Raw genomic sequence first — 24,912 nt, forward strand, 5'->3', positions numbered from 1 at the left:
TTAGAATTTCAGAGCTGCAGCGATGTCTTCTTCGCTTTCTTCTTCTTCAATGGTCTGCTGTGCTTTGTTCGAAATCATCACGAACGGCATGTAAACCATCGTGGCGACACAGAGGTTGAACAGAGCGACAAACAGAGCTGCGATGCTTCCGTTACTGTTGAAGAATGCGCCCAGACCGGTTGGCATTGTCCATGGAGCCAGGTTAGTGACCGGAGGAATGATGCCCATTGAGTAAGCCGCCAGAGTGATGGCTGCCAGAATCGGTTGCACCAGTACGAACGGGATGAACATAACCGGGTTCATGATGATTGGCAGACCAAACAGAATCGGTTCGTTAATCTGGAAGATGCCTGATGGCAGTGCCAGTTTCGCAACCTGACGATGGTCAGCGCGGCGAGAAGCGATAAAGATGGCGATAATCAAGCCCAGAGTCGCACCGGAACCACCCAGCAGGATGTAAGAATCCAGCATTGGTTTCGCCCAGAAGTGGAACTGCTGGCCCGCAGCGATTGCCGCATCAACAGAACCGTACTGGTTGTACAGCGCGATGTTTTCCAGAGCCCATGGGGTCATGATGCCGTTATCCAGCGCGGTCAGCGCCAGTGAACCGTGAACACCGAAGAACCACAGCAGGGAGTTAAAGACCACATACGCCCAGCCCACGACTCCGCCCATTGCCGCCAGCGGCTTGGAGATAGAGTCCATGATTATCTGATGGAAGTTGCTACCGTAAGAGGTCAGAATCCACGAGAGAATCCCGAAAACGGACAGGATCAGGAAGCCAGGAATCAGCGCGGAGAAAGAGCGCGCGACCGATGAAGGCACGCTATCTGGCAGCGTAATCACCCAGTTGCGACGGATAACAAAGGTGAACAGCTCAGCTACCACCAGACCGATAATCATACCGGAGATGATGTTCTGACCGCCCAGCCAGTTAGCGCCTACCGCATACGCATCGCCGACGCTGTAAGGGGTAACGGTCATGAAGGCCGCAACGGCAAGCAGACCTGCCGCCATCGGGTCAACTTTGCGTTCTTCTGCTAGAGCTGAACCTATAAAGAAAGGAGCCATCAGCGACATAATGCCCAGGGTACCGTTATAAACGTTACCGCCGATGGCTTTAAAGCTGTCTAAAGTTGCAATCGTGGATGCATCCAGACGAATGCCCATTGAATAGAAGAATGACCCCTCACCAAAGCTCAGGAAAACGTTATTAATTAATACGAACATGGCCCCCGCGAGGGTCAGCGGCATTAATTTAATAAAACCGTTTTTAATGGCGTTAATGTGAGGCTGCTTTCCTATTTTAACAGCAAAAGGAAGGAGTACCTTTTCAAGCGAATCGATCACTTTACTCATAGAAAATACCCTTAAAGGGCCGCAATTAATATTGCGGCGATTGTAAGTGAAATAACTCTTTGACGGGAAAAATAATTAAATTACTGCGCAGCGGCTTTTTTAATTGCAGCAACAGCTGCTTTAAGCACGCCCAAACCATCTACTTTGCCATACAGCGTTGAATCAATAACTTCAATCGGCTTATTAGGTAAAATCTTTTGAATATCACCTAACATATAACCAATTTGTGGACCGAGTAAAATAACGTCAGCTTCAGGACCTTTTTCAGCCGCAAATGCTTCGGAGAATGCTTCAATGACGACCGGTACTTCGTATTTCTCAGCCTGCGCACGCATCTTGGATACTAACAATGAAGTAGACATCCCTGCAGAGCAAAAGAGATAAATATGTTTCTTTTCCATTCACGCTTCCTCAACTTGTGAAATCTGCCATCACCGGGCGATGTTCCTTGTGCCCACTACCCTCGTATGTAACAGATGAGTTATCTTCTGTTTATGCCTTGAGTATACGGCAACAATGTGTGTACGGATAATTCTAAAAGCCCAGAAATTGTCTCTCATTGACCTCTGGTTTTGACTACCTTCACACTTTGGTCAAAATAATTCGCGACAAGAAATAAGCATGATTTCTCGTAAAAAAGCCCGACACTGAGGTCGGGCTTTCGTAGATGTCCGATGAATACACGATTACTTGCTAGCGGCCTGCGGGTCCGTGTCGTACTGCGCACAAGTTTGATAACCAGAGTTGATAACATGGCCGGTATCGTCTAAGGCCACAAAGTAGGTTTCTGCTTTACCATCACGTTGACCCAATATATAGGTCTGGCAAGTACCACGGGCGTGGATCATCGATACTTCAGATGATGGTTTACCCGCAATCTGTGCGACCTGCGTGCGGCTCATCCCTTTCTTCACGTCTTTTACCACCGGCTGGGTAAACTGGTCTGCCGTGCGGTCGTATGCGGTACAGCCAGCCAGCATGGTCATGACAGCGGCAGCACTCAGAAACCCGACTACGTTCTTATTCATCTTCCCTCTCCTTTTTTATGAAGTGCATTAAGCCTGGAATAAATAATGCTATTTATCAACCAATACGCCTGAATGAACGCCGATTAACGGAATAATCGGATTAATTTACATCAGTCAAAACTGTGATCCTTGTCGTTTTATCGTCAAAGAGGTAGCTTTAACACATTGTTCTAATGGGCTATCGGCACAGGCTGGCACACATTTCCGGAGGGGTAAATGGCGTTACAACAAGAGATTATTCAGGCGCTTGGCGCAAAACCACAGATTGATGCACAACAAGAGATCCGTCGCAGCGTCGATTTTCTGAAAACCTATCTAAAAACTTATCCGTTTATCAAATCGTTAGTATTGGGAATCAGCGGTGGGCAGGACTCGACCCTTACCGGCAAACTGTGTCAGATGGCGATTAATGAGCTGCGCGCCGAAACCGGCGACAGCGCGCTGCAGTTTATCGCCGTGCGTCTACCCTACGGCGTACAGTTTGATGAGCAGGATTGCCAGGATGCCATTGCTTTTATTCAGCCGGACCGTGTATTGACGGTCAATATCAAAGCCGCGGTACTGGCCAGCGAGCAGGCGCTACGTGAAGCCGGTATTGAACTGAGCGACTTTGTTCGCGGCAATGAAAAAGCCCGCGAACGCATGAAAGCACAGTACAGCATTGCCGGTATGACCCACGGCGTCGTCGTCGGGACCGATCATGCAGCAGAAGCCATCACCGGTTTCTTCACCAAATACGGCGACGGCGGTACCGACATCAACCCAATCTTCCGCCTCAACAAGCGTCAGGGTAAACAGCTGCTGGCCGAGCTTGGCTGCCCTGAGCATCTCTATAAGAAAGCACCGACCGCCGATCTCGAAGATGATCGCCCTTCTCTGCCAGATGAAGTCGCGCTGGGCGTGACCTACGATAACATTGACGATTACCTGGAAGGCAAAACGCTGGAATCTGCGCAAGCGAAGACCATTGAAGGCTGGTATCTGAAGACCGAGCATAAACGTCGTCCGCCGATTACCGTGTTTGATGATTTCTGGAAGAAATAAAGAAGAAAACCGCCGGACCTGCCCATAACCTGTTGGTATTTATGGGCAAATCCGGCGGTCTTAAGACAGTGTGCCGTTAAACTTATTCGGCAGGCGCAGGAGGCATTTTACCTGCTGGCGCTTTATGTTCTGTCAGACGCTTCTCAAAATTCGCATTAAACTGTTTTTTCTGTTCTGGGGTTAAGATGTTGTAAATCTTGTTCTGGGTTTCCAGACGAGACAGCATCATACCTTTATGCTGTTCTTCCATTTTCGTAATCTGCGCTTGCGCTTTCGCTTTGTCGAAGCTGTCGCTGGCAACCAGGTTATGCATCGCACGCATCTCTTCCTGCGCCTCCTGTGCCGGACGTTTATTGTGCTCGCGGCCCTCTTTCATGATGTCGCGCACCTGCTGTTTTTGCGCATCGGTCAGGTTTAGCCCCTGGAACATCATGTCGTGGCGAGGGCCCATTTTGCCTTTATGATGATTAATCATTTTAGCGTTCGGCTGCGCCGCTTCGGTGGTCGTGGTTGAGGTCGTATCCGCAGCGTGAGCCAGGTTAGCGGCACCCAGAGCCAGGGTAGAGGCAACAAACAGAGCAGTTAATTTTTTCATTATCGGTCCTTCCTTTCAATTATTCTGACGGCGCATTGCCGTGTTGACGAGATTAACTTTACGGTGTTTATCGTCAATTAATCAGAGCCTGAGTAAAACAATGAAAGTGTAAAAAACGATTTCCAGCCAATTATGGAGAAATTAAGGAAAAACGATGGAGATCCGCAATAAAAATATTCAATCGCATGATTAAGAAGGGATTTTATAGAAGTATAAAGCACCACAGATTATTAATAAAGCAATTATCCAGGATTAATCTGTAATACTGCAAATCAGAATAAATAAATGCCGCCCGGAAGCCGACGCGGCAAGTCTTATTAAATAACGGGAGGGCAGCGCTCAAGCATTAACCCTGCCCGTAGCCCCAACGCGACATCAGGATTGGGAAACAACACGTACTCGCAGGCTGAGGCCACCACGTAGCGAGTCTCACCGTCTTCTGCCAGCAATGTTCCTTTGGCAAACGGGGTAAAATTCAGCGTCTGAGCCGACATATAGAGGCGAAAATCAGCGCTGCGTCGGGTTATCTGCTGCACCACCCGATAGTGGAGGGGTTCCACCGTTGAACCGCCGCCAAATTCGCCCGCCAGCAGGTTCGCCAATTGGCGTTCCACCAGCGCAAACTGCGACAAATCATTTTGCCCAAACGGCTTGGCTTTCCCCAGCTCGAGCGTGCAGGCCTGCGCATCAAAGGATTCGCAGGTAAAATGGCTGAACGTTCCGCCTGGAGCCTGATGAAATACTAGCGCCTGCAGCCCGGCAGAACCCAGCCAGTTCAGAAACTGCGGATCCCACGGGCTTTCCCGCGCCGGCAACACGCCAAAACGCAGATGGTGTGACCCACGAATGGCGGTATGCATATCGAGATGCCAGCGAACATCCGCCGGGCAGCGCTGATAAAACGCCGCCACGGTTTGCTCCAGGCTGGCTGCCCGAATGGTTTCATCGCTGACCGGGAAATGCCGCCAACGCGCACCAAACATGCGGTTGAGATCGCTGTGTAGATAACGTTTATTGTCGCGCATCGCCGGCGGGTTGCCCAAAACCACCAGCAAATGCCAGCGCAGCGCTTGTCGCCCGCTAATCAGCGCATGGAGCAAGTTATCGACAATCTCTACCGGCGCCGTTTCGTTACCGTGGATCCCCGCCGACAGCACCATTGCCTGCGAACAGGGTTGATGAGGCGTCAATTGCAGCACGCCCGCCTCGCGCCACTCCCAATGAAAGGTTTCGGTATCCCCCTCCGGCTGGGGCGGTAATCGCCCCGCCAGCGTCAACGCCAGGAACTGTTTCATCTGCTCTCCTTAACGCTGGAATGGATAGAGTGACCCCAAATGCAGGATCTGCGTCAGCCTGTCGAGCGCCTCACGTCCTTCCTGCAATAGCTGCGGGTCGGCCAGGTCGCCCACCGTCAGGCGATCGCGATAATAGCGATCCACCCAATCATTTAAGCTGACAAACAGCGTGTCGTTCATCATCACCGCCGGATTCACCGCTTTACGTTCGGCCTCGTTCAGCACCACCCGCAGCCGCAGGCAGGCCGGGCCACCGCCGTTGGCCATGCTTTCTCGCAAATCGAACACCCGCAGCGCATCGATTGGGTTATCCTGAGCCACCAGCTCGTTGAGGTAGCGCCATACGCGCGGATTCTCCTGGGCCTCCCCCGGGAGCACCAGCATCATGCTGCCATCGGACTTGCTCAAAAGCTGACTGTTAAACAGATAGGTCGACACCGCTTCCGCAACCGTAACCTTTGACGTCGGTACCTCAATCGCCATAAATCCTGGCACCCGCTCATGCAGTTGCTGTATTAACTGCGGCTGATGGACAAACGCCTGTTCATGACAGAACAACAGCTGGCGGTTGCTGACCGCGATCACATCATTATGGAACACACCCTGGTCAATCACCTGAGGATTTTGCTGAGCAAATATCACCTGGTTCAGGTTGGTCTGATTCAGCCGCGCCACCGCCTCGCTGGCGGCACGCGTCTGCCGCGCCGGATAACGCTGTGGCTGCACGCCGTTGGCCGTGTCCCGGCCATAAATAAATAGCTGGGTTCCCGGCAAACCATACTCTCGCCCCAGCCGATTATGGTTAGCGGCACCTTCGTCGCCAAAGGTGACCACCGCTGGCAGCGGGTCGTGTACGGCAAAGTGCTCTGGAGAGTGGAAAATGCCCTGCAGAATAGCCAGCGTTGTCGGGGCTTCACTGGCACGGTGTAAGAGACTATTGAGGTTCGCCACGGTCAGGTGCACCTTGCCATCCAGCGCATCTGCGGAAGGGCAAACCGTGGCCGCGTTAGCCACCCACATCGCCGAGGCGGAACTGGCCGCACTCAACAGTTCTGGCGCCTGCGCTGCGGCTTTGGCAATTACCTGCTCATCACGTCCGCCAAACCCTAGCTGGCGCAGCAGCGCTACGTTTGGACGCTCCTGCGGCGGGATAACCCCTTGTGGGAATCCGGCATCGGCCAGCGCCTTCATTTTCAGCAGCCCCTGTTTCGCTGCCCGCTGCGGGTTCGACACCTGATACTGATGTTTAGCCGAGGCCTCATTACCAAACGACAGCCCGGCGTAGTGATGCGTTAGCCCCGGCAGACCGTCAAAGTTCACTTCCCAGGCGTTCATGATGGTACCTTCGAGGCGAAGTTGAGCCCTGGACTGAGCGAAGCGGGGAGCGTCAGCGTCGGCGACTCAAGGCTTGCCATCGGCCAGGCGCAGTAATCTGCGGCATACCATGCGCCAGGACGATGATTCCCGGAGGCACCTGTGCCACCAAACGGCGCGCTGCTGGCGGCACCGGTCAGCGGTTTGTTCCAGTTGACAATCCCGGCGCGCGCCTCGAGCAGCAGACGGTCAAATTTTTCTCTTTCGCTGGAAATCAGACCACAGGACAGGCCATAGCGCGTGGCATTAGCCAGCGAAATCGCCTGGCTGAAATCCTCATAGCGCCAGATGCCGAGCAGCGGGCCAAACACCTCTTCATCGGCAATATCGTGCGCCTCGGTTAATTCAACAATCCCCGGGGTCAGTAGCGAGGTTCCGGGTTTGACTAAACGCGGTGCCAGCAGCGTTGTGCCGCCCTGTTCCACCAGCATCTGCCAGGCCTGATAAACTCGTTCGGCGGCAGCCGCCGAAATCAATCCACCGATAAACGGCTGCGGCTCGGCGTTCCAGGCATCGGGCATAATACGCCCGGCCACTTCCACCAGACGCTGTATAAAGGCATCGCCAATATCCCCCCGCTTCACCAGCAAACGGCGCGCACAGGTACAGCGCTGACCGGCGGTGACAAACGCCGACTGAATCGTCAGATGCACGGCGGCATCGATATCATCAGGATCATCAACAATCAGCGGGTTATTGCCTCCCATCTCAAGGGCGAGCATTTTTTGCGGCTGACCGGCCAACTGGCGATGCAGATGAAAGCCGGTGGCAGAACTGCCGGTGAAAAGCACCCCGTCCAGTCCTGGTTGACTGCTGAGCGCTTCGCCGGTTTCGCGTCCGCCCTGCAGTAAATTCAATACCCCCGCCGGTAAACCGGCTTTTTCCCACAGTTTGACCACCGCCTCACCGCAGTTCGGTGTCAGTTCGCTCGGTTTAAACACCACCGTATTCCCCGCCAGCAGCGCCGGAACGATATGGCCATTCGGCAGGTGCCCGGGGAAATTGTACGGGCCGAACACCGCCAGTACGCCGTGGGGCCGATGGCGCAGCGTCGCCGCACCATCGGCCATTTCGCTATAACTTTCTCCGGTGCGGCTGCGGTATGAAGCCAGTGAAATGGCGATTTTATTGGTCATCGCCGTCACTTCCGTTGCCGCCTCCCAGCGCGGCTTTCCGGTTTCGCGCGCAATCACCTCGGTCAACTCCACTTTATGACTCTCCAGCAGTCCCGCAAACGCCTCAACGATTTGCTGACGTTCGGCAAACGGGCGGCGCGCCCACGCCGGAAAAGCCGTACGTGCGGCAGCGACCGCTGATTCCACCTGCAATGGCGACGCGTCATTCCCCGCCCACACCGCTTCGCCTGTCACCGGGTTAGCGCTCTGACGTGATGCGCCACTGCCGGTTTGCCATGCTCCGTTAATCCATAGGCTCATTATTTTTTCTCCTCAGGGCACAGGCGCACCAGGCGCACGCTGTCGCCAGGATGGCAGTTCAGGGCATCCAGCTGTTCGGCGTTTAACACAAGGCGTTCCGTCTGCGGATCCGCATGAACCAGCATCGCGCGATAGTGCTGATACTGTTCGTTGGCGACCACGCACAGCGGCAAATCGCTACCGCCAGGCTCACCCTCCGCCACGGCAACCATGCGACTTTTGCGCACCGCGCGCACCCGGTCAATTTCACACTCCAGCGTCGGGCCACCGTCGAAAATGTCGACATAATCGCGATAACGAAAGCCCTCTTTTTCCAGTACCGCGCGCGCCGGGGCGGTTTGCGGATGGACCTGACCTATTACCGCCCGAGCTTCATCGCTGAGGAAATCGGTATAGATCGGGTGTTTAGGCATCAGCTCGGCAATAAACGCTTTCTGTCCTGTACCGCACAGGTAATCGGCACGGGCGAACTCCATCGAGAAAAAGCGATTCCCGAGACTCTCCCAGAACGGGGAATAACCGTGCTCATCAATCACACCGCGCATTTCCGCCACCACCTTGTGATTGAAGTGGTCGCGAAACGCCGCCATAAACAGAAAGCGCGACGATGACAGCAGATGGCCGTTGCTCTCTTTACGCCACGCCGGGTCAAGGAACAGCGTGCACAGCTCGCTGCTGCCGGTATGATCGTTGGTGAGAAACAGCGTGGGCAGCGCGTTATAGACGTTCAACTCTTTAGAGGCATGCACCAGCGTGCCCACCCGATAGTTGTACCAGGGATCGTTGATACCTACCGCCACTTCAATCGCACACACCCCGACTACCGCACCGCTGCGAGTATCTTCGAGCACGAACACATAACCTTGATCGCCACGCGGCAGCGTACCTTGCCAGGTCGCCTGCGAGCGGGCGATACGCGCCGCAAGGGTATTTTCATCGGCAGGCAACGAGGTGAGACCGCCACCCGTTTCCCCCGCTAACGTGAGCAAACCCTGGAGATCTCCAGCGGCAACAGGACGAATAATCATCATGATGATGTCTCCGCGATAAAGCGTTCACAGGCGGCTTCGAAGCGGTTGAGACCCAGCGTCACATCCTCTTCGTTGACGACAAGTGCCGGTGCAAAGCGCACAACGCTGGCTCCGGCAATCAGCACCATTAATCCTTCTTCAGCGGCCAGCAGGCTTATCTGTTTGGCTTTTCCGGCATATTCATCGCGCAATGCGCAGCCAATCAGCAACCCAACGCCGCGAATTTCTTTAAATAACGCCAACCGGGCATTGATCGCCTGCAGGCGTTCTTTAAACCACTGTTCGCGCTGCTTCACCCCGTTCAATACTTGCGGAGTATTGATAATCGACAGCACTTCTCCCGCTACGGCGCAGGCCAGCGGGTTGCCGCCGTAGGTAGTGCCATGCGTGCCCACCGTCATCACGCTCGCCATCTCTTCGCGCGCCAGCAGCGCGCCAATCGGGAAACCGCCGCCCAGCGCTTTAGCGGTGGAGAGCAGGTCCGGCGTGATGCCGTAATGCATATACGCGTACAGTTCGCCGCTACGCCCGACGCCGGTTTGCACCTCATCAAAAATCAACGCCGCGTGGTGACGATCGCAAAGCTCACGCAGTTCGCGCAGGAATTCCGGCGTCGCCGGGATCACCCCGCCTTCGCCCTGAATCGGCTCAACGATCACCGCACAGGTGTTATCGTCAATCAGCACACGGGCGGACTCAATATCGTTATAAACGCCATGACGAATATCCGGCGGCAGCGGCGCAAAGTCTTGTGAATAGGCCGGTTGCCCCCCTGCGGTGACGGTAAACAGCGTGCGACCATGAAAGGCATTCTTAAACGCCACGATGCCGGTTTTGTGTTCGCCAAAACGGTCGTGGGCATATTTACGCGCCGTCTTCAGCGCCGCTTCGTTCGCTTCCGCCCCGGAGTTGCAGAAAAAGACACGGTCGGCAAAGGTGGCGTCGATCAGCTGTTTAGCCAGCCGCAGCGCGGGTTCATTGGTATAGCCGTTGCCGGTATGCCAGAATTTACTGGCCTGCTCGGTCAATGCGCGGATCATCGCCGGATGGGCGTGTCCCAGCGCGTTAACGGCGATCCCGCCGGCAAAATCGATATAGCCTTTCCCCTCTTGATCCCACAACCATGCCCCTTCGCCGCGTACCGGAATAAACTGAGCCGGGGCGTAAACCGGCATCATCCACTGATCAAAATTTTGACGGCTGATTGACTGAGACATAGCGACCTCGATAAGTAAACAAATGGTTTAATTTATGTTAATGATTTTGGTTATTTCCCTTTAAATGTAGATTGCACGGTTCGTGCCAGCGAGAGCTAAAAATGCATAAACGAGGATTGATGACGAAATATCAATAACTTACGAAAGTCATTTATTCACAAAAAATGCATACAAAGTGAATATCAATGACATCAGGGGACTATTCAGGGCGAAATTAAGAAATATTATGCATCGGCAAAATATCGTTCTGGATTTGTGATCGACTACGAAATTTATCGCATATTTACGCCTCATTACGGCGCAGATTGCCCAAACCTGGTGCAATTTTTGCCCGACAACACGGCAGCGACAATAAAAGAAATTGGCCATACCACCGTACAAGAGCAGCGAGACAATCTAAATTCTGCTACTATCCCGTCACAATTCATCCCGCAAAGTGGCAACGACTATGAAATTTGTCTCCTTTAATATCAACGGCCTGCGTGCCCGCCCTCATCAACTGCAAGCCATTGTTGAAAAACATCAGCCTGATGTGATTGGCCTGCAGGAGACAAAGGTGCACGACGACATGTTCCCTCTTGAAGAGGTGGCAAAGCTCGGTTACCACATTTTCTACCACGGCCAGAAAGGCCATTACGGCGTGGCTATCCTGACCAAAGCTGAACCTATCGCGGTCCATCGCGGCTTTCCAACCGATGATGAAGATGCGCAGCGCCGCATCATCATTGCTGAAGTTCCGTCCGAGTTTGGTAACGTGACGGTGATTAACGGCTATTTCCCGCAGGGGGAAAGCCGCGATCACGAAACCAAATTCCCGGCCAAAACCAAGTTCTATCAGGATTTGCAGGACTATCTGGAAACCCGCCTGAACAAAGAAAATCCGGTGCTTATCATGGGGGATATGAATATCAGCCCAACCGATCTGGATATCGGCATTGGTGAAGACAACCGCAAACGCTGGCTGCGCACCGGTAAATGCTCGTTCCTGCCGGAAGAGCGCGAGTGGATGCAGCGCCTGCTCGGTTGGGGTCTGGTTGACACCTTCCGCAACGCTAACCCAGAAACGAACGATCGCTTCTCGTGGTTTGACTACCGCTCAAAAGGCTTCGATGACAACCGCGGGCTGCGTATAGACCTGCTGTTAGCCAGCCAGCCGCTGGCGGCACGTTGTGTCGAAACCGGCATTGATTATGAAATCCGCGGGATGGAAAAACCGTCGGATCACGCGCCGGTCTGGGCCACCTTCAAGTAAGTTTATTTAGCTAGCCCGTAGTCAATAACGACTCCGGGCTAGCGATCTAACGCCCGTCATGGCGAGATAATTCTGAGCAATATCAATAAATCAGCGCTAAGCTCTTGCTGTAGCCGTGAAGTTATAATAACGTCGCGCACACTTTTTCTTCCCGGCAGGAGGACCCCCATGCAAAAGAAGTCACCGCTCCGCAGCCTCTAAGCTCCTGCTCATTGTCGCTGTTATCAGCCTGCTTTTCGTCTGTATTCATCGCTTCGGTCTGGCCGAACTGGTGACTAATTTTCGCCATTTGCAGCAGCTTATTGGGCAAAGCGGCGTCCTCGGCTATGGCCTCTATATCACGCTATTTATTATTGCCACTCTCTGCCTGATGCCCGGTAGCATTCTGGTGCTGGCGGGTGGGATGGTCTTCGGGCCGTGGCTGGGCACGCTTTTGTCGCTGGTCGCGGCAACGCTGGCCTCCGCGCTGTCGTTTATCCTTGCCCGCTGGCTTGGTCGCTCGCTGTTGCTGCAATATGTCGGCCATACCGCAACATTTCAGGCGATTGAACGCGGCATGACCCGCAACGGAACTGACTTTCTCATTCTCACCCGGCTGATTCCGCTGTTTCCCTACAATATTCAGAACTATGCCTACGGATTAACGACGGTCCCCTTTTGGTCATATACGCTGATTTCCGCCCTGACCACGCTACCCGGTATTTTTATCTACACCTTTATGGCGAGCGAACTGGCAGCCGACGGCATAACCCTGCCGTTTGTGCTAAAACTCAGCATTGCCGGGCTGGTGCTGTTTGCGCTGGTCCAGGCGGCCAAAAAGTACGCCCGCCGTAAGCGGGTTGAACTGCCAACCAAGGAGAGTTGATGGCAGATAACAATCGTACGGTCTGGTATTTACGCGGTCTTATTATCATTGCCGCCCTCGCGATGCTGCTGGCGTGGCTGTTTATCCCGTCGGTGGCGAGCTTTATTAACCATAGCCTCAGCGCTTTTCTGGCTGTCGATCAGCACGGCATTGAGCGTTTTATCCACTCTTATGGCTCGCAGGCGGCGGTGGTTTCCTTCCTGCTGATGATCTTTCAGGCCATTGCCGCACCGCTGCCCGCATTTTTGATTACCTTTGCCAACGCATCACTGTTTGGGGCTTTTTGGGGCGGGCTGTTGTCATGGAGCAGCGCGATGGTCGGCGCGGCGCTGTGTTTTTATATCGCCCGTATTCTGGGCCGAGAAGTGGTGGAAAAACTCACCGGTAAAGCGGTGCTCAAAAGCGTCGATAGCTTCTTTGCCCGCTACGGTAAACACACCATTCTGGTCTGCCGCCTGTTGCCCTTCGTGCCATTTGACCCGGTAAGCTATGCCGCGGGATTAACCTCCCTGCGCTTTCGTCATTTTATTCTCGCCACCGGTCTCGGCCAGCTTCCCGCGACCATCGTCTATTCATGGGTCGGCAGCATGCTGACCGGCGGCACCTTCTGGTTTGTCAGCGGGTTATTCATTCTGTTCGCGCTAACCATTGTGATTGTGGCCGCGAAGGCCTTCTACCAAGAAAGACACAAGAGGAGTTCCTGATGCGTAATCACGGTGAAACCCGTCGCCATCTACGGTTTGGTTTGCTGGGCCTGGCCATGCTGTTGCCGCTGGCCGCCCATGCCGATAGCTGGCAGCAGATCCAAAGCGACGCTAAAGGCCAGACCGTTTGGTTTAATGCCTGGGGCGGCGACGAAGCAATTAACCATTATCTCGACTGGGTGAGTGGTGAAGTGAAGCGTGATTACGCCGTCGACCTGCGCATCGTGCATATTGCCGACGCTGCCGATACGGTAAAACGCATTCAGACCGAAGCCCGCGCCGGGCGTACAACCAATGGTTCAGTTGACCTGTTATGGGTCAACGGCGAGAACTTCCGTGCGTTAAAAGAGGCCAATTTATTACGTACCAACTGGGCGGAACAGTTACCCAACTGGCGTTATGTTGATGTCAGTAAACCAGTGCGGGAAGATTTTTCCGTGCCGGTCGACGGTGCCGAATCGCCGTGGGGCAGCGCACAATTGACCTTTATCGCCCGCCAGCAGCAAACCTCGCAGCCGCCAACATCCCCACAGGCGCTGCTGGAATTTGCCACAGCGCATCCCGGCACCGTTACCTATCCGCGTCCACCGGATTTCACCGGCACCGCGCTGCTGGAGCAGCTGTTGATTAACGTCACCGCCGATCCGGACGCCTTAAAACAGCCGCCGAATGACAAAACCTTTGCTGCCGTAACCGCGCCACTGTGGGCCTATCTCGATAAACTGCATCCGCTGTTGTGGCGTCAGGGCAAAGATTTCCCCCCTTCTCCCGCACGCATGGATACCCTGTTGACTAACGGCACTCTGCGCCTGTCGCTAACCTTTAACCCGATGCACGCCCAGCAAAAAGTTGCCAAAGGTGAACTGCCAAAAGACAGTTACAGCTTTGGCTTTGCGCAGGGCATGATCGGCAACGTTCACTTTGTTACGATTCCGGCCAACGCCTCTGCCAGCGCTGGCGCGCTGGTGGTTGCCAACTTCCTGCTCTCGCCGCAAGCCCAACTGCGCAAGGCCGATCCGGCCATCTGGGGCGATCCGAGCGTGCTGGATGCCGCGAAGCTCGGCGCTGAGCAACAACAAGCGCTACAAAAACTTATTCCGAAAAATACGCCGCCGGTACTGTCCGAACCGCATTCGGCGTGGGTGAACGTGCTGGAGCAGGAATGGCTGCGCCGTTACGGTACGCATTAACCGCCCTTTGCTGGGGCCTGATGCTGTTCATCTATCTGCCCCTGCTACCGGCGGCGGAGCTTTTGCTATCCCCGGCGATGTCCGTTGCCCATTGGCGGCAGCTGTTTAATGACCCGCAGCTACCGCAGGCCATTATCAGTACGCTGGTCTCTACGCTGATTGGCGTGGGAGGCGCGCTGCTGCTGGCATTACTGGCAATTACCACGCTTTGGCCCTCTCCCCGCTGGCAGCGGCTGGCGTCCCGTTTGCCGTGGTTGCTGGCTCTGCCACATGTAGCCTTTGCCACCTGCGCCCTGCTGCTGTTTGCCGAAGGCGGTGAGCTCTATCGCCTATTTCCGATGTTGACTGCCGTTCAGGATCGCTACGGCATTGGCCTCGGGCTGGTGCTGGCGGTCAAAGAGAGCGGCTTTTTGCTGTGGGTGTGCTGGGCGCTGCTCGGCGAGCGGCTGTTGGCAGAACAAGTGGTGGTGTTTAAAAGTCTCGGCTACGGACGAGGGCAAAGCCTGATCTACGTGATTCTGCCGGCGCTGATGCCGTCGCTTAGCGTCGCGCTGTTGGCGACGACCGCCTGGACCTTGTCGGTGGTCGATGTGGCGATGATTATTGGCCCTGGCAACCCGCCAACGCTGGCGGTGCTCGCCTGGCAATGGCTCAACGCTGGCGACACCGATGAGCAGGCCAAAGGTGCCCTGGCCTGCCTTCTGTTGCTCGCGTTGCTGTTCATGCTCGCCGCACTTGCCGTTGGGCTGTGGCGAACCTGCCGTCGTCGTCACCCCCATCCAGATGGCAACCGCCAGCCTCGCTTCCCGCAGCTACCGGGAAGAGCCATAGGGCTGATGCTGCCGCTCAGCGGCGTGCTGTGCACTGCTTTTCTCGCCTGGCTGGCGCACGCCTCGCTACCCGCGATGCACACCATTAATAACAGCCTGTGGCTGGCGCTGCTCTCATCCTTGATTGGCGCCGCGGTGTGTCTGCTCTGGCTGGAATGGGGGCCATCGCGCCATCAGCGTTGGCTGGATTTGCCCTTATTACTTCCAGCGCTCCCACTGGCGGCCGGGCAGTATCAACTGGCGTTATATGGTTGGTTCGACGGATTATTGACTACCGTGCTGTGGGGACATTTGCTGTGGGTGGTACCGTGGATGCTGTTTGTCCTGCGCCCTGCCTGGCGACAGATTGATCCACGCCAGGTACTGCTAGCCAAAACGCTCGGCTGGAGGCGCGGGCGGATATTTCTCCAGCTGAAATGCCCGCTGATTATCCGTCCGTTGCTCTCCGCGCTGGCGATAGGTTTTTCCGTCAGCATCGCGCAATATCTGCCGACCCAATGGCTAGGCGGCGGACGAGTACCCACGCTAACCACTGAGGCGGTGGCCCTGAGTAGCGGCGGTGCCACGGCTACGCTTGCCGCACAGGCGCTATGGCAGCTGCTGCTACCGATGTTCTTTTTCTTGCTGACCGCGCTATTGGCGCGGCAAGTCAGCCATTTTCGCCGGGGATTACGCTAATGTTGCAGGTGCAGAATTTGACCCTTTCACTGGCCGGTCAGCCGCTACTGCGCGAGGTGAATTTTACCGTCCAGCCGGGTGAAATCGTCACTCTGATGGGCCCCTCCGGCTGCGGCAAGTCCAGCCTGTTTGCGTGGATGGTCGGTGCCCTTGACGGCGCGTTTCGCGCCCACGGTGAGCTTTGGCTGAACGGACATCGCTGCGACCCATTGCCGACCGAAAAACGGCGGATTGGCATCTTATTTCAGGATGCATTGCTGTTTGATCACCTAAGCGTCGGGCAGAATTTACGTTTAGCGCTCCCGCAAAATGTCACAGGACAACAGCGGCGGTTTGAGGTCGAGCGTGCGCTGGACCATGCCGGGCTGGCCGATTTCTACTCGCGCGACCCGGCCACGCTTTCCGGCGGACAACGCGCCCGCGTGGCGCTACTGCGCGCGCTGCTGGCACAACCTGACGCCCTGTTGCTCGATGAGCCCTTCAGCCGTCTTGACCAACAGCTGCGAGGCCACTTCCGCCAGTGGGTATTTAGTGAGTTAAAACAGCAGCATATTCCGGTCGTGCAGGTCACTCACGACCCCGATGACGTGCCCCCTGACGCGCGCTGTTTACAGCTAGCAAACTGGCGCTGAAGCGGCAAACACTGCGTTAACGCAAGGTAATTCCCTTATCAGAGGTGCAAAATAATGCTCCATTTTTCCCCGTCGGATGATTTGATGAAACGTGTTTCTCAACTGACTGCGCTGGCCCTGGCGCTTGGTCTTGCCTCTTCTGCTTTCGCCGCCGAAACAGCGAAAACGTTAACCTTCACCCATTTACTTCAGCAAAAAGGTGCCGCGATTGATACGCGCCTGAGCGCGTTTTATAACGGTTGGCCGCAGCAGGCGAACGGCACGCAGGGCCATGAGCCGGGCGCGCTGAACCTCTCCGCAAGCTGGCTTTCGGCGATGAACAACGAACAGTTAACCGCGTGGGCACAGCAGCATCAGCTACAGAAAAATAGCGATATCGCACTGTACGGCGAGAGCAAAGACAACGAGGCCGTGGCTAAACGTCTGAAGCAGGCGGGTTACACCAACATCTCGACGCTGAGCGACGCGCTGCAACAGCCTGACCGCTTGCAAAAGCTGCCGCACTTCGAACAGCTGGTGTACCCGCAGTGGCTACACGACCTGCAGCAAGGCAAGCAGGTTGCGGCGAAACCGGCGGGCGACGTGAAGGTGATTGAAGCCGCCTGGGGCGCGCCGAAACTCTATCTGGTCAGCCATATTCCGAACGCGGGCTATATCGATACCAACGAAGTGGAAAGCGAACCGCTGTGGAATAAAGTCTCTGACGCGCAGCTCAAAACCCTGCTGGCAAAACACGGTATTCGCCACGATACCACCGTGGTGCTTTACGGCCGTGACGTTTACGCCGCCGCGCGCGTGGCGCAAATCATGCTCTACGCGGGGGTGAAGGATGTGCGTATTCTCGACGGCGGCTGGAAAACCTGGTCTGATGCCGGTCTGCCGGTAGAACGCGGCTTGCCAAAAGATGTCGCTCCGGCACCTGATTTCGGCGTCACTATTCCGGCGCAGCCGCAGCTGATGCTGGATATGGAACAGGCTCGCGGTCTGCTGCACCGTAAAGACGCTTCGCTGGTGAGCATCCGTTCCTGGCCGGAATTCGTCGGTACCACCAGCGGCTATAGCTATATCAAGCCAAAAGGTGAGATTGCCGGCGCGCGCTGGGGTCATGCGGGGAGCGATTCAACGCATATGGAAGACTTCCACAACCCGGACGGCACCATGCGTAGCGCCGATGACATCGCGGCGATGTGGAAAGCATGGAATATTCTGCCTACCCAGCAGGTTTCCTTCTACTGCGGTACCGGCTGGCGCGCTTCAGAAACCTTTATGTACGCCCGCGCGATGGGCTGGCAGAACGTCAGCGTATATGACGGCGGCTGGTACGAGTGGAGTGCTAACCCGAAAAACCCGGTGGCCACCGGCGAGCGTGGCCCGGATAGCACGCTTTAATTCAATGCCTCATGACGCTGAACCTTCTTCAGCGTCATGTACCCTCCCCATATCCGGTTAAACGTCGTCAACCAGCACAACGCACCAAAAAGCCACGCCATCCAGGCAAACCACTGCGGAAACAGGCAGCCCAATACAAACAGCGCAATCGTCTCGGTGCCTTCGGTTAATCCTCCGAGGTAGTACAACGATTTATGCGCATAGCCCGGGTTATCAATCTGGTATTTTGCAGCCAGCGCAGCAAACGCCAGGAAGCTGCTGCCGGTTCCCATAAAAGCAAAAAGTAACCAGCCGCCCGCCACCGCATTCGCCGCTGGGGAGGCCAGAATAAAGCCGAACGGTACCAGCGCGTAAAACAGAAAATCGAGGGCAATATCAAGAAAACCGCCCGCATCACTCAGGCCGCGTCGACGCGCCAGCGCGCCGTCAAGCCCGTCAAACAGGCGGTTAACGACAATAGCCACCAGCGCCGCACCGTACCAGCCTAGCGCCAGAAACGGCAGCGCCAGTACGCCAATTGCAAAACCCAACAAAGTGACGCCATCAGCGCTGACGCCGGGGCGGTCAATCAAAGCGGCCGCGCGATTCAACCATGGTTTGAGCCGGGGATGAAGGTGTCTATCAAGCATCTTTTTTTGCCTCCATCGCACATAACCCCTGCGAGGGGATCTCCAGCGCCGCATTAAAGCGGGCGGATAAATTCTGGAACGCGACCAGCGCGGTCATCTCGGTGATCTGCTCATCGTTAAAGTGACAGTGTAACGCATTTTTCACTGCATCATCGACTCGCGGTGGCGTAGCAGTCATCGCATCCGCGTACTCCAGCGCCGCGCGTTCAGCCGGGGTAAACAGCGCGGAGCTTTGCCAGTCGCTTAGCGCCAGGACTTTATCCATCGCCCCGCAGCGCTGAGCCAGGCGCAGGCTATTTGCATCAATGCAAAATGCACAGTCACATTGTTGGGAAACCCGGGTCATTAACAAGGCGCGCAGCACGGGCTCCAGACGGGCTTTTTTACGCTCCAGATAACCGACAAACAGCGCCACCAGCCAGAACAGACGAGGCATACGCCCCCACCAGCGGGTCGGATTAAGCACCTCACCGTAATGTTTTTGCTGCATCGCAACGATAGGTTTCAAACTGAGGGGTAACTGACTGAGCGGCTGCACCCAGGGTTGTTGATTTTTCACCCGGAGACTCCTGCAAAACTTTGGCAAACGACAAAGCAGCGATAATATGGCATTCCACTCATCACGTCTTTGACCGCTATGCTGAAAACCATTGATGTTGTTGCCGCCATTATCGAACAAAACGGCAAAATTTTGCTCGCCCAGCGTCCTCTTCATGCCGATCAGGCCGGGCTATGGGAGTTTGCGGGCGGAAAAGTTGAAGCCGGCGAAAGCCAGCCACAGGCGCTGGTGCGCGAACTCCAGGAAGAGCTGGCGATTCACGCCTATCCCGCCAGCTATATCGCCAGTCATCAGCGCGAGGTTTCCGGGCGCATGATTCATCTGCACGCCTGGCACGTGCCGCACTATGATGGCGAGATAATCGCCCGTGAGCACAGCGCTCTGGTATGGTGTACGCCGCAGGAAGCGCTGAATTACAATCTTGCCCCTGCCGATATTCCGTTGCTGAAAGCGTTTATGGCTTTACCCGACGCCACACCAGAGGGTTCGTGCTGATCGCGCGCTCGTCACGCTGGCACTGTAACAGCACGCCTTCGGTTTTCACCACCGCACCTTCACTGTAGTTCTGATCCTGATAGATGCAGCACTGGGAGCACGGCTGCACCCGCTGAGTATTACCGTTATTGCTAAAGACTTCAGGTGGAACGTTAACTTCCACCTGTGGCCTCGCCTGCGCGGCCTGACAAAACAGCATCAGCGCGCCAGCTATCCATAACATTTTCATTTGCTATCCCCTTAAATATTCCCCTTTTATAACTATCGACCAAATTTGCCGCCAACTTAACTTTTTTCCATTATCTCTTTTAGTTATGACCTCGACTGGAGTATTAATTTTATTCGGCTTCCGGAATTTCCTTGTCATCCGCTAGCAGGGTAGTGATATAGTCGAAAAAAAGTCATTTATTAAACACAACCATAACAACTACATACATCCACAATCATAAGAGGTGCTTATACTAATGGAACAAGTTTGTTCTCTGAATCAATTCCTGGCTCATGTTCAACAACGCGACCCACACCAGACCGAGTTTGCTCAGGCTGTACGTGAAGTCATGACCACGCTCTGGCCGTTCCTCGAACAGAACCCGCGCTATCGCCAGCTTTCTCTGCTGGAGCGATTGGTTGAACCTGAGCGTGTTATTCAGTTCCGCGTCGTGTGGGTAGACGACCGCAATCAGGTACAGGTTAACCGTGCCTGGCGCGTACAGTTCAGTTCGGCTATCGGGCCGTTCAAAGGCGGGATGCGTTTCCACCCTTCCGTTAACTTATCCATTCTGAAATTCCTCGGCTTCGAACAAACCTTTAAAAACGCCCTGACCACCCTGCCTATGGGCGGCGGTAAAGGCGGTTCTGATTTCGATCCGAAAGGCAAAAGCGAAGGCGAAGTGATGCGTTTCTGCCAGTCGCTGATGACCGAACTTTATCGTCACCTGGGCGCGGACACCGACGTACCGGCCGGTGATATCGGCGTAGGCGGTCGTGAAGTCGGCTTTATGGCCGGGATGATGAAAAAACTCTCCAACAACACCGCCTGCGTATTTACCGGCAAAGGTCTCTCTTTCGGCGGTAGCCTGATTCGTCCGGAAGCAACCGGCTACGGTCTGGTGTACTTCACTGAAGCGATGCTCAAGCGTCATGGCCTCGGTTTTGAAGGTACTCGCGTGGCAGTTTCCGGTTCGGGCAACGTGGCGCAGTACGCTATCGAAAAAGCGATGGAACTTGGCGCGCGCGTGATTACCGCCTCCGACTCCAGCGGCACCGTGGTTGATGAAACCGGATTCACCAAAGAGAAACTGGCGCGTCTGTGCGAAATTAAAGCCAGCCGCGACGGTCGCGTTGCCGACTACGCGCGTGAATTTGGTCTGGTTTATCTCGAAGGCAAGCAGCCGTGGAGCGTACCGGTAGATATCGCGCTGCCGTGCGCCACCCAGAACGAACTGGATGTTGACGCGGCTCGCGTGCTGATTGCTAACGGCGTGAAAGCCGTGGCGGAAGGCGCCAACATGCCAACCACTATCGAAGCAACCGATCTGTTCCTTGAAGCTGGCGTGCTGTTTGCACCGGGTAAAGCCGCTAACGCCGGTGGCGTTGCAACTTCTGGTCTGGAAATGGCGCAGAACGCCGCGCGTATGGGCTGGAAAGCAGAGAAAGTGGATGCGCGTCTGCACCACATCATGCTGGATATTCACCACGCCTGCGTTGAGCACGGCGGTGAGGCGAAGCAGACCAACTACGTTCGCGGCGCGAACATTGCGGGCTTTGTCAAAGTGGCCGATGCGATGCTGGGCCAGGGTGTGATTTAATCTTGTCGCTAACGCGCCGACTCCGGAGATCCCGAGCGGCGCGATAGACCTTCGGGCATTTAGTCCTGCGCAGCGCTCGGTGCCCGTTTCTTCCCTTTACCTTTACTGAACGTTTTCTTCCCACCACCGCCCGGCGCCACTAATCCTCTGAACTGTCTGACAGGGGTACTCCGTGCCTGATCGATAAGCTGGAACAGCGTCCCCACTAGCGGCTGCATAAAGTCCTGATAGCGACACTGCTTTTCGCTGATTTGCGTCAGCGTCGACTCCCAGTGGGCGGTCATATCCGGGCGGGTAGCCATTTCTGGCAAAGAGTGGAACAGCGCCCGTCCTGGGTCGGTTGAGATAATATTGCGCCCTTTTTTGGTGAGAAAACCGCGCTTAAACAGCAGCTCGATAATCCCGGCACGGGTGGCTTCAGTTCCTAACCCGTCGGTAGCGCGCAGGATCTTTTTCAGATCTTTATCCTGCACAAAACGCGCAATACCGGTCATCGCCGACAACAGCGTAGCATCGGTAAAGTGGCGCGGCGGCTGCGTTTGTCGTTCAACCACTTCGCCGCTTTCACACAGCAGCTCATCGGCTTTGGCAACCACCGGCAGCGGCGTACCGTCGTTGTCCTCATCGCGTTCCTTCGCCCCCAGCAGCGTACGCCAACCGGCCTCAGCCAGGAAACGCGCCTTGGCAACAAACTTACCATTAGCGATATCGAGGTCTATCTGACATTTACGGAACACCGCATCCGGGCAGAACTGCATCAGGTACTGGCGAGCAACCAGGTTATACACCTTGGCTTCGTTATCCGTGAGATTGACGTTGCTGGCACGCGCGGTGGGAATAATCGCGTGGTGAGCATCAACTTTTTTGTCATCCCAGCAGCGGTTACGAATATCCAGATCGACCACCGGCTGCGGCAGCAGATCCGGCGCATGGACGCTAATGGCGTTGATTACCGCCTGACGCCCGGCAAAGTGCTCTTCCGGCAAGTAGCGACTATCGGAACGTGGATAGGTAACAAGCTTGTGGGTTTCATACAGCTTCTGGCAGATATCCAGCACGTTCTGGGCGCTAAAACCAAAACGTTTGGCCGCTTCAATCTGCAAGGCGGAGAGCGAAAACGGCAGCGGCGCGGCCTCCGAATCCCGTTTGTCATTATAGGCAGTCACCAGCGCGGGCTGCCCGCTAATGCGCTTCACCACATGCTCGGCCAGGGTTCGGTTGAGCAAACGGCCCTCTTCGTCCTGGTGCGGTTCGCAGGCCTCGCTCGGCTGCCAGACGGCGGTAAAGCGCTCATCCTTTGGCGTAACGATATGCGCTTTGACTTCAAAGAAGTCTTTCGAGACGAAGTTTTCAATCTCTTCATCACGACGCACCACCAGCCCCAGCACCGGCGTCTGCACGCGGCCCACGGAGAGCACGCCCTGATAGCCCGCATTACGGCCAAGAATGGTGTAAGCGCGGGTCATATTAATGCCGTATAGCCAGTCGGCGCGGGCGCGAGCCAGCGCTGAAACGCACAGCGGAATAAACTCGCTATTGGAACGCAGGCGAGAAATCGCCCGCTCCACCGCCTGCGGGTTAAGGTCGTTTATCAGGCAGCGCTGCACCTGATGACGCTTTTCCGCCGCCAGTTGTAGATAGTCCAGCACCTCATCCACCAGCAGTTGCCCTTCTCTATCCGGGTCACCGGCGTGGATAATTTCACTGGCGTCATGAAGAAAGCGCTTAATGACGTTGAGCTGTTTAGTCACCGACGCCCGGGGCTGAAGCTGCCATTTTTCCGGGACAATCGGTAGATCCTGCAGATTCCAGCGCGCATAGCGGCTGTCATAGACATCCGGTTGCGCCTGTTCCAGAAGGTGCCCAATACACCAGGTCACCACCTGGCCGTTGCCACATTCGATAAACCCGTCGCCCTTGCGGTGAGGCTTAGGCAGGACATCAGCAATGGCACGCGCCAGGCTCGGTTTTTCCGCGATAAACAGGCGCATGGATTCAGCGCAGCTCGATCATCGGACGGCCACCGCGAGCGGTCACCAGTTCGCCGATGGCGGTCAGCTTGATACCATATTCAGCGGCAGCCGCATGGACGGCGTCTTCGGCATCCGGCGTTACCGCCAGCAGCAGGCCGCCGGAGGTTTGCGGGTCGCACAGCAGTGCGCGCTGTTCGGCGGTCATTGCTCCCATCAGATGGCCATAGCTGGCAAAGTTACGTTCAGTGCCGCCGGGAACGGCGCCCTGAGCAATATACGCTTCCACGCCCGGCAGCTTCGGCACGGCGTTAAAATCAATCTGCGCCTGTACACCTGCGCCCTGACACATTTCGCTCAGGTGCCCCAGCAGCCCAAAGCCGGTGACGTCGGTCATCGCTTTCACGCCTTCAATGTTGGCAAAGGCGGAACCCACCAGGTTCATCTGGCACATCACTTCCGTCGCCAGCCCCTGATGCTCCGGTTTGAGCAACGATTTTTTCTCGGCGGTGGTCAGTACGCCAATGCCCAGCGGTTTGGTCAGGAACAGTTTACAACCGGCCTGCGCGGTGCTGTTTTTCTTCACCCGCTCAGTCGGCACAATGCCGGTGACGGCCAGACCAAAAATAGGCTCTGGGGCATCGATAGAGTGGCCACCCGCCAACGCGATACCAGCCTGTTTACACGCGAAGCGACCGCCTTCGGTTACTTCACGGGCGATTTCAGGCGCCAGTTTGCTGATAGGCCAGCCGAGGATGGCAATCGCCATAATAGGCTTACCGCCCATCGCGAAGATGTCACTGATGGCGTTGGTGGCGGCGATACGCCCAAAGTCGAACGGATTGTCGACAATCGGCATAAAGAAATCGGTGGTACTGATGACCGAGGTACCATTACCCAGGTCGTAGACAGCGGCATCATCGCGCGTTTCGTTGCCGACAAGCAGGTTCGGGTCGATAAACTTCGTCTGCTCGCTGTGCAGGATGGTCTCCAGCACCTTCGGTGAAATTTTACAACCGCAACCTGCTCCGTGGCTGTATTGCGTTAAACGAATAGCCTGCTCGCTCATGGACAACTCCTGATTGTCTAAGAAACCTATAAACCTTGATTTACCTTGGTTTTCCTAACGACTAAAACTGTAGAGATCTACAGCTTAGGGTAAAAAATCATGGCATCGGACACCACATAACAGCGCGTATCAGCTAAAGACGCTGTTCGTCAGATTCAGGTACACCATCAAAGGCGGAGAAAAACCGTAACGTCATTCCTTTACCACGCCGAAAGCGGCTAAAAATGAAGTGATGAACGAGGAACATTTTACAACGATGTCATCGCATCAGTCCAGGAAGCCCCGGTCTTTGCTTTCGCTGATAAGCAGTTGAAGGATACACAGTATGGAGAGGTTGTAGCTAAGAAAGGGTTGAAAACGAACGTTAATCGTATCAACACCCTAGTCCTCCCGGGGAAAAAGGTTATCTGCCGAACACTTTTGCATCGTTCGTTCTTACCTCCTGTTTATTCTAAAACACCCC

Annotated in this window: 24 protein-coding genes; 10 read left to right on the forward strand and 14 right to left on the reverse strand. The window is 55.4% G+C overall.

The annotated features are described in order from the left end of the window. The 3 genes from chbC to osmE all read right to left on the reverse strand — a co-directional run bounded on the left by chbC (position 1) and on the right by osmE (position 2,387). Positions 1 to 1,359, reverse strand: coding sequence for a PTS N,N'-diacetylchitobiose transporter subunit IIC (chbC, locus tag ABOC97_RS18160; RefSeq protein WP_349600402.1), 1,359 nt, complete (start codon positions 1,357 to 1,359; stop codon positions 1 to 3). An 80-nt stretch (positions 1,360 to 1,439) separates the two neighbouring features. Continuing rightward, positions 1,440 to 1,760, reverse strand: a complete 321-nt coding sequence (locus ABOC97_RS18165) for a PTS sugar transporter subunit IIB (protein ID WP_052281685.1) — start codon at positions 1,758 to 1,760, stop codon at positions 1,440 to 1,442. A gap of 285 nt (positions 1,761 to 2,045) precedes the next feature. Next, positions 2,046 to 2,387, reverse strand: a complete 342-nt coding sequence (gene osmE / locus ABOC97_RS18170) for an osmotically-inducible lipoprotein OsmE (RefSeq protein ID WP_349600405.1) — start codon at positions 2,385 to 2,387, stop codon at positions 2,046 to 2,048. A gap of 216 nt (positions 2,388 to 2,603) precedes the next feature. Between osmE and nadE the strand changes: the two genes are divergently transcribed. Then, positions 2,604 to 3,431 carry an ammonia-dependent NAD(+) synthetase gene (gene nadE, locus ABOC97_RS18175; protein WP_349600408.1) on the forward strand — a complete coding sequence of 276 codons (828 nt, stop codon included), beginning with the start codon at positions 2,604 to 2,606 and terminating at the stop codon, positions 3,429 to 3,431. Between the two features lie 82 nt (positions 3,432 to 3,513). On the opposite strand, the gene spy is transcribed toward nadE, so the two are convergent. The 6 genes from spy to ABOC97_RS18205 all read right to left on the reverse strand — a co-directional run bounded on the left by spy (position 3,514) and on the right by ABOC97_RS18205 (position 10,379). Then, positions 3,514 to 4,029 (reverse strand): ATP-independent periplasmic protein-refolding chaperone Spy, encoded by a 516-nt coding sequence (spy, locus tag ABOC97_RS18180; RefSeq protein WP_349600535.1) that lies wholly within the window; start codon positions 4,027 to 4,029, stop codon positions 3,514 to 3,516. A 314-nt stretch (positions 4,030 to 4,343) separates the two neighbouring features. After that, on the reverse strand, positions 4,344 to 5,321 hold the full coding sequence (gene astE / locus ABOC97_RS18185) for a succinylglutamate desuccinylase (RefSeq protein ID WP_349600410.1): 978 nt from the start codon (positions 5,319 to 5,321) through the stop codon (positions 4,344 to 4,346). Between the two features lie 9 nt (positions 5,322 to 5,330). Then, complete coding sequence (gene astB / locus ABOC97_RS18190) at positions 5,331 to 6,656, reverse strand: N-succinylarginine dihydrolase (protein ID WP_349600413.1); 1,326 nt, start codon at positions 6,654 to 6,656, stop codon at positions 5,331 to 5,333. Continuing rightward, positions 6,653 to 8,131, reverse strand: a complete 1,479-nt coding sequence (gene astD / locus ABOC97_RS18195; protein WP_349600416.1) for a succinylglutamate-semialdehyde dehydrogenase — start codon at positions 8,129 to 8,131, stop codon at positions 6,653 to 6,655. Before astD ends, astB begins: the two co-directional genes overlap by 4 nt. Further along, entirely contained in the window at positions 8,131 to 9,162 is a 1,032-nt protein-coding gene (gene astA / locus ABOC97_RS18200; RefSeq protein ID WP_349600419.1) for an arginine N-succinyltransferase, read from the reverse strand. Before astA ends, astD begins: the two co-directional genes overlap by 1 nt. Continuing rightward, a complete protein-coding gene (locus ABOC97_RS18205) occupies positions 9,159 to 10,379 on the reverse strand; it encodes an aspartate aminotransferase family protein (RefSeq protein ID WP_349600421.1) in 1,221 nt (406 codons plus the stop codon). Before ABOC97_RS18205 ends, astA begins: the two co-directional genes overlap by 4 nt. A gap of 448 nt (positions 10,380 to 10,827) precedes the next feature. Here ABOC97_RS18205 and xthA point away from each other — a divergent pair, with 448 nt between their 5' ends. The 7 genes from xthA (at position 10,828) to ABOC97_RS18240 (ending at position 17,919) form a co-directional block, all read left to right on the forward strand. Next, complete coding sequence (xthA, locus tag ABOC97_RS18210) at positions 10,828 to 11,631, forward strand: exodeoxyribonuclease III (protein ID WP_349600424.1); 804 nt, start codon at positions 10,828 to 10,830, stop codon at positions 11,629 to 11,631. 205 nt (positions 11,632 to 11,836) lie between these two features. Then, on the forward strand, positions 11,837 to 12,496 hold the full coding sequence (locus tag ABOC97_RS18215) for a TVP38/TMEM64 family protein (RefSeq protein WP_349600538.1): 660 nt from the start codon (positions 11,837 to 11,839) through the stop codon (positions 12,494 to 12,496). Beyond that, the gene (locus ABOC97_RS18220; protein WP_416012428.1) at positions 12,496 to 13,200 is read left to right on the forward strand and encodes a TVP38/TMEM64 family protein; all 705 of its coding nucleotides are present in this window, start codon (positions 12,496 to 12,498) and stop codon (positions 13,198 to 13,200) included. The genes ABOC97_RS18215 and ABOC97_RS18220 overlap by 1 nt, the downstream gene beginning before the upstream one ends. Further along, positions 13,200 to 14,390, forward strand: coding sequence for an ABC transporter substrate-binding protein (locus tag ABOC97_RS18225; protein ID WP_349600430.1), 1,191 nt, complete (start codon positions 13,200 to 13,202; stop codon positions 14,388 to 14,390). Before ABOC97_RS18220 ends, ABOC97_RS18225 begins: the two co-directional genes overlap by 1 nt. Then, positions 14,363 to 15,898, forward strand: a complete 1,536-nt coding sequence (locus ABOC97_RS18230; protein ID WP_349600432.1) for an ABC transporter permease subunit — start codon at positions 14,363 to 14,365, stop codon at positions 15,896 to 15,898. The genes ABOC97_RS18225 and ABOC97_RS18230 overlap by 28 nt, the downstream gene beginning before the upstream one ends. Next, the gene (locus ABOC97_RS18235; RefSeq protein ID WP_349600435.1) at positions 15,898 to 16,530 is read left to right on the forward strand and encodes an ATP-binding cassette domain-containing protein; all 633 of its coding nucleotides are present in this window, start codon (positions 15,898 to 15,900) and stop codon (positions 16,528 to 16,530) included. Before ABOC97_RS18230 ends, ABOC97_RS18235 begins: the two co-directional genes overlap by 1 nt. 84 nt (positions 16,531 to 16,614) lie before the next feature. Further along, entirely contained in the window at positions 16,615 to 17,919 is a 1,305-nt protein-coding gene (locus tag ABOC97_RS18240; protein WP_349600438.1) for a rhodanese-like domain-containing protein, read from the forward strand. Here the strand turns inward: ABOC97_RS18240 and ABOC97_RS18245 are convergent. Together ABOC97_RS18245 and ABOC97_RS18250 are read right to left on the reverse strand one after the other, a co-directional pair. After that, positions 17,916 to 18,548, reverse strand: coding sequence for a CDP-alcohol phosphatidyltransferase family protein (locus ABOC97_RS18245; RefSeq protein WP_349600441.1), 633 nt, complete (start codon positions 18,546 to 18,548; stop codon positions 17,916 to 17,918). The two genes, ABOC97_RS18240 and ABOC97_RS18245, sit on opposite strands and share 4 nt — an antisense overlap. Next, a complete protein-coding gene (locus tag ABOC97_RS18250; protein WP_349600444.1) occupies positions 18,541 to 19,107 on the reverse strand; it encodes a carboxymuconolactone decarboxylase family protein in 567 nt (188 codons plus the stop codon). The genes ABOC97_RS18245 and ABOC97_RS18250 overlap by 8 nt, the downstream gene beginning before the upstream one ends. Positions 19,108 to 19,185: 78 nt before the next feature. Between ABOC97_RS18250 and ABOC97_RS18255 the strand changes: the two genes are divergently transcribed. Further along, the gene (locus ABOC97_RS18255; RefSeq protein ID WP_349600446.1) at positions 19,186 to 19,602 is read left to right on the forward strand and encodes a pyrimidine (deoxy)nucleoside triphosphate diphosphatase; all 417 of its coding nucleotides are present in this window, start codon (positions 19,186 to 19,188) and stop codon (positions 19,600 to 19,602) included. On the opposite strand, the gene ABOC97_RS18260 is transcribed toward ABOC97_RS18255, so the two are convergent. Then, a complete protein-coding gene (locus tag ABOC97_RS18260) occupies positions 19,562 to 19,831 on the reverse strand; it encodes a DUF1496 domain-containing protein (RefSeq protein WP_349600449.1) in 270 nt (89 codons plus the stop codon). The genes ABOC97_RS18255 and ABOC97_RS18260 overlap by 41 nt on opposite strands. Positions 19,832 to 20,066: 235 nt before the next feature. Here ABOC97_RS18260 and gdhA point away from each other — a divergent pair, with 235 nt between their 5' ends. After that, positions 20,067 to 21,410, forward strand: coding sequence for an NADP-specific glutamate dehydrogenase (gene gdhA, locus ABOC97_RS18265; protein WP_349600452.1), 1,344 nt, complete (start codon positions 20,067 to 20,069; stop codon positions 21,408 to 21,410). A gap of 59 nt (positions 21,411 to 21,469) precedes the next feature. On the opposite strand, the gene ABOC97_RS18270 is transcribed toward gdhA, so the two are convergent. Both ABOC97_RS18270 and selD read right to left on the reverse strand, forming a co-directional pair. Further along, complete coding sequence (locus ABOC97_RS18270) at positions 21,470 to 23,401, reverse strand: DNA topoisomerase III (protein ID WP_349600455.1); 1,932 nt, start codon at positions 23,399 to 23,401, stop codon at positions 21,470 to 21,472. Between the two features lie 4 nt (positions 23,402 to 23,405). Continuing rightward, the gene (gene selD / locus ABOC97_RS18275; RefSeq protein ID WP_349600457.1) at positions 23,406 to 24,449 is read right to left on the reverse strand and encodes a selenide, water dikinase SelD; all 1,044 of its coding nucleotides are present in this window, start codon (positions 24,447 to 24,449) and stop codon (positions 23,406 to 23,408) included. Between the last annotated feature and the right edge of the window lie 463 nt (positions 24,450 to 24,912).

It is taken from the genome of Kluyvera huaxiensis, from assembly GCF_040149365.1.
GTDB classification, from domain to species: domain Bacteria; phylum Pseudomonadota; class Gammaproteobacteria; order Enterobacterales; family Enterobacteriaceae; genus Kluyvera; species Kluyvera intermedia_A.